General features: G+C 50.2%; 6 protein-coding genes. 4 read left to right on the top strand and 2 right to left on the bottom strand.

The window, feature by feature from the left end; genetic code table 11:
• Positions 1-347: alpha-L-fucosidase (locus tag VIM87_RS16350; protein WP_331998031.1), on the bottom strand; the 347-nt coding region annotated here is incomplete at its 3' end.
• A gap of 230 nt (positions 348-577) precedes the next feature.
• Here VIM87_RS16350 and VIM87_RS16345 point away from each other — a divergent pair.
• The 4 genes from VIM87_RS16345 to VIM87_RS16330 are packed head-to-tail and all read left to right on the top strand — an operon-like array spanning position 578 to position 4,770.
• Positions 578-1,831: a hypothetical protein gene (locus VIM87_RS16345; protein WP_331998030.1), complete on the top strand. Its 1,254-nt coding sequence runs from the start codon at positions 578-580 to the stop codon at positions 1,829-1,831.
• An 18-nt stretch (positions 1,832-1,849) separates the two neighbouring features.
• Entirely contained in the window at positions 1,850-2,275 is a 426-nt protein-coding gene (locus VIM87_RS16340; RefSeq protein ID WP_331998029.1) for a ubiquinol-cytochrome c reductase iron-sulfur subunit, read from the top strand.
• 13 nt (positions 2,276-2,288) lie between these two features.
• Positions 2,289-3,368, top strand: coding sequence for an imelysin family protein (locus VIM87_RS16335; RefSeq protein ID WP_331998028.1), 1,080 nt, complete (start codon positions 2,289-2,291; stop codon positions 3,366-3,368).
• A gap of 22 nt (positions 3,369-3,390) precedes the next feature.
• Complete coding sequence (locus VIM87_RS16330; RefSeq protein WP_331998027.1) at positions 3,391-4,770, top strand: di-heme oxidoredictase family protein; 1,380 nt, start codon at positions 3,391-3,393, stop codon at positions 4,768-4,770.
• Positions 4,771-4,802: 32 nt separating this feature from the next.
• Here the strand turns inward: VIM87_RS16330 and VIM87_RS16325 are convergent.
• A partial coding sequence (locus VIM87_RS16325) for a 3'-5' exonuclease (protein WP_331998026.1) occupies positions 4,803-5,198 on the bottom strand: 396 nt, incomplete at its 5' end.

Here is a 5,198-nt window from a genome sequence, read left to right as displayed (position 1 = left end):
GTGGTTTTGGTATCCCACATGCAAAAGCCTGCATGGTGCTTGGTAGTGAACACCACGTATTTCATGCCGGCCAGCTTCGCCAGCACGGCCCATTCCTCCGGATCAAACTTTTTAGGGTTAAAGGTTTTGGGCAGCTCTGTAGTGAACTTCTGCAAATAGTCTTCCGATGCGCCGGCCATAGAATGGCTGATCACTGCGCCCAGCTGCACATCCACGCTCCAGTGAATGAACATGCCCAGGCCCATATCCATGAACCATTGCTCTCTTTCAGGTTTGTTGGCGGTTTGCTGCGGGTAGGCAATGCTGCCGGTTAATAGCAGCAGCAAAAGGATCGGAATAGTACGCATAAGTATCACAGTTCGGGTTTGTTAAGGTAAGATACGATCAAAACCAGGTGGCTGTATATTTCTCCTGCAATGAAATCCCGGCCTTTACAACAAAGTATCAGGCTTTGATAATATAAAATCAGGGAATAAATGCCCCGCTCCCCAAATATTCCGCTTTAGATAAAAACATTTCCTGATTGCGTAAACGGACCCAGATATGATGCAGCACTTTTGCAGCACGAAATGCTTATATGAAAAAGGTCCTTTTAAGTCTGGCGGGATGCTTCATCGCTATACCCTTCCTATACTCACAACAGTACACTCCTGCGCAGCAGTTAGTATTACGCACCAACGAAGATTCCCTGAATGCCGGTGTGGCCTCCAATAAAACGGTAGTATCCGGTTATGGATCTGCGTTTTACCAGCGGAACTTTAATGAAGAAATGTCCAGGGCTACACTGGAAAGAGCGGTATTATTCATTGGGCACCGGTTCAATGACAAGATCTCCTTCTTCAGTGAAATGGAGCTGGAAAATGCCGTGGTGGAAGCCGGATCAGACAGCAAAGACAATTTTAAAGGGGAGCTGGCCATGGAGCAGGCTTACCTGCGCTTTAACCTGAATCCCCGCCAGTATATAGTGGCCGGTTTATTCACCCCGCGTATCGGCATGCTCAATGAAAATCACCTGCCGGTGAATTTTAACGGGGTAGAACGCCCGCTGGTAGAGCAGCTTATTATACCCGCCACCTGGCGTGAGCTGGGTATTGGCTTTTACGGCCGCTTACGCCGCCAGCCTTTGAACTATAGCATTGCGCTGTTGAACGGGCTTAGCGCCGCATCTTTTGAACATGGCACCGGTATTATAGAAGGCCGTGCAGAAGGCTCCGGCGCTTTTGCCAATGATATTGCCATTACCGCCTCCCTGCAATACTACTGGCAGAACTTCCGCTTCCAGGTATCCGGTTATATGGGTGGCACCAACGGCGCCAACAAACGCCAGTCAGACAGCCTGCAGCTGCACCACGGCGCATTCGGGCTGCCCCTTTACCTGGGCGAGGCCAATATACAATACACGCATAACGGGTTTGCCTTTAAAGCCATTGGCAGCATTATCTCTTACCCCGATGCAGCCGACATTAACAAAGCCTACGCCAACAACGTAAGTAAAGTAATGTATGGCGCCTATGCGGAACTGGCCTATAACCTGCTGGAAAAAAGTGTCAAGTACAAAGAGCAGCAGCTGAATGCCTTTGCACGTTATGAAGCATTTGACCTGAACTCCTCCATTCCCGCTAATGGCATTCACGATGGCACGCTTAAACAACAACACCTGATAGCCGGTTTCACCTATCTGCCCATTCTTAACGTAGCTATTAAGGCAGATGTAAGGCTGGCGCATACCGGCGATGAAAATCCCGTGCTGGTTATCAACCCCAGCCCGGCGCGCATCCCTTATAAAACAAACAATACCTTCCTGAATGTAGGTATTGGCTACGCATTTTAAACCTGAAAACGCATAACGGTGAATAGAAGGAATTTTCTGAAAGATACCTGCAAGGCCTGCCTGTTAAGCGCCGCTGCTTTTTCCATGGCCGATGTGCTGGATGCCTGCGGCACCACCATGAAGGGTTTTAAGACTACCGTAAATAACAACCGGGTAGAGGTGCCGCTGTCATTGTTCGCCACCAGCGATCTGCAGATCATCAGCCCTAAGAATTATGAATACGAAATTGCCGTGCGCAAAAATGCGGACAACACCTACGAGGCATTGTTAATGCGCTGCACACACCAGGCCAACCAGCTGATACCTACCGGTAACGGTTTTTTATGCAGCCTGCACGGCAGCCAGTTTGACAAAACCGGCATGGTGAAAAAAGGCCCTGCAGAAAAGCGCCTGCTGCAGCTGGCCACAGAAACCAACGACACAAACCTTATCATACATATCTAACAAGTAAAACACCATGAAAAAATTATCCATACTATTGGCAGCCTGTAGCTTAACCCTGTTTGCGTGCAGTAAAGATGATAACAACGGCGGCAATAACAACGAAGATTTCAACACCATGAAAACCACCGTGCTGGTGGATTTTGCTACCAAAACAGGCTTGCCGGGCTACAGCAACCTGAAAGATAAAGCCACTACCCTGAACAATGCCATCACAGCCCTGAACAGCAGCGCTACCGATGCGAACCTTACCGCGGCGCAGGCAGCCTGGCGTGATATGCGCAGCACCTGGGAACAATGTGAAGGTTACCTGTTTGGGCCCGTGGAAGATGATAACTACGATCCCAACATGGACACCTGGCCGGTGGATTATGTGCAGATGGATTCCCTGCTGGCCAGCAGCAATGCGTTGCAGCTTACAGACATTGAGAACCTGAGCACCCTTTCCCTGAGAGGTTACCACCCGATAGAATATGTGCTGTGGGGTAAAGACGGTAAGCGCACTGCAGCTTCCATTACGGCCCGTCAGAAACAATACATCACCAGCCTTTCCCTTGACCTGAAGAATATTTGTACGGCACTGTATACCAGCTGGGCGCCGGAAGGCGGCAACTATGCCAGCAAAGTACAAACCGCCGGCAGCGGCAGCACCGTATTTGCTAAAAAGCAGGAAGCATACATTGCCATTGTAGATGGCCTGATAGGCATTTGCGACGAAGTAGGCAGCGGCAAAATGAAAGAGCCCTTTGATGCGCAGGACCCGCAGATCGTGGAATCACCTTTCAGCGGCAACTCCGCCACTGACTTTAAGAACAACATTACCGGCGCATATAACGTATACACCTGCAAATTCCTGGGTAATGAAGGTACCGGTTTAAACAAGCTGGTGGCTATGAAGAACATTTCCCTGGATAATGAGATCCAGCAGAAGTTCCAGGCAGCTATCACCTCATTCAACAGCATTACCGTACCTTATGAGCAGGCCATCCTGACCCAGAAAGTACAATGCCAGAATACCATGAATGCCATTAATGATCTGAAAGCAACACTGGAAGAAAAGCTGAAGCCTTTCATCATTACCAACATTACCGACTAAGGCGGTAGCTATTATACACCACATGCAGATAAGGAAGATATACATAATGGCGGCATTGCTTACCCTGCCCTTCATGGTAATGATGTGCAGCAAGCCGGCCACTTTTGAGGACAGTGAATATGACATCCGCCTGAGCGGAGGCGCTGCCACCGCGTTTGATGAAACCAGCAAAGCCTTTGGGCATATGATGGATGGCATGAATGCCAATGATCAGCATGCACATGAGCTGGGCGACCACGCCGTGGAGCAAACTTTTGTAACCGCGCCGGCGCCCATCAACAGCGGCTTAGGCCCCATTTTTAATAATGTGAGCTGCGTGAGCTGCCATCATAACGACGGGAAAGGCAATCCTACTACGGGTTTGGTAAGCTCCTCCATGCTGGTGCGTTTAAGCATGCCCGGTACCGACGAACATGGCGGCCCCCTGCCGGTGCCCGGCTTTGGCCTGCAGCTGCAGGACGTGGCCATTTTTGGCAAACAGCCTGAAGCAAAGGTAGGCACCACCTACACCGACCAGCCCTTTACTTACCCGGATGGCACTATTGTAACACTGCGCAAACCCTGGTACACAATACTGAATCCTTACATTCCATTGCCTGCCGGCGTATTTATGTCGGCTCGTATGGCGCCGCCCTTTTTTGGCTTAGGATTGTTGCAGAACATCCCTGAATCCACAGTGCTGGGTTTTGCAGATGAAGGCGATGCAGATGGCGATGGCATCAGCGGACGGCCCAACTATACCTGGGACCCGGTGAATAAAAAAATGATGCTGGGCCGTTTTGGAATGAAGGCCAACACCGCCACTATTCTTACCCAGGTGGCGGCCGCCTACCAGCAGGATATGGGGATTACCAGCACTGTATTTCCGCAGGAAAGCTCTTTTGGGCAACCACCGGCCGATGGGTTAAAGGATGATCCCGAGCTGCCGGATTCTATTTTAAACGCTACTGCATTTTACATACAAAGCCTGGCCGTGCCGGCCCGCAGAAGTGTAACAGACCCGCAGGTACAACAAGGCGAAAAACTGTTTGCACAAACAGGTTGTACCAGCTGCCACAAGCCTACCGTACAAACGGGTGTGGATGTACGCTTTAAGCAATTAAGCAACCAGCGCATACATCCCTACACCGATCTGCTGCTGCATGATCTGGGCCCGGACCTCGGTGATGGCCGCCAGGACTATACGGCAAACGGGAATGAATGGAAAACACCGGCCTTGTGGGGTATTGGCCTGTTTGAAAAAACAAACGGTACGCCTTTTTACCTGCATGATGGCCGTGCGCGTACGCTGGAAGAAGCCATTTTATGGCATGGCGGAGAAGCATTAAAAAGCCGCCAGCAGTTTGCATCCCTCAGTAAAACAGAGCGGGATGCGCTGGTACGTTTCCTGAAGTCTATTTAAGAATTGCTTATAATCTATCAGGGCAAACCGGCCTAGAACAGTGAAAGCTGGTCTTCGCCGGTTTTGCTTTTTTCTTTTTTAGCCGCAGCTTTTACTGCCTCACGCAGCTCGCCGGAAATATCATTTACAAAGGGAGAAATTTCCTGCTCCTGTTCCTTCCCATATAAAATACGTGTAGCCGCATGCGTTATATGCAGCTCTTCCTTAGCCCTTGTAACCGCTACATAAAACAGGCGGCGTTCCTCCTCCATATCGGCGGCCTGTCTGCCGGAAGGTGTGATCCCGTTTTCTGCTCCGGCAATAAATACTACCGGGAACTCCAGGCCTTTGGCAGCATGGAAGGTAAGCAAATGAATGCCATACGCCTGATGCTGGCCGGTAGTGGTATGCACGCTTAAAGTGGTATCTTCCAGAAAACGGTGCACATC

The sequence above is a fragment of the Chitinophaga sp. genome (assembly GCF_036569125.1).
Taxonomy (GTDB): Bacteria; Bacteroidota; Bacteroidia; order Chitinophagales; family Chitinophagaceae; genus Chitinophaga.
This window is presented reverse-complemented; position numbering and strand designations above follow the sequence as displayed.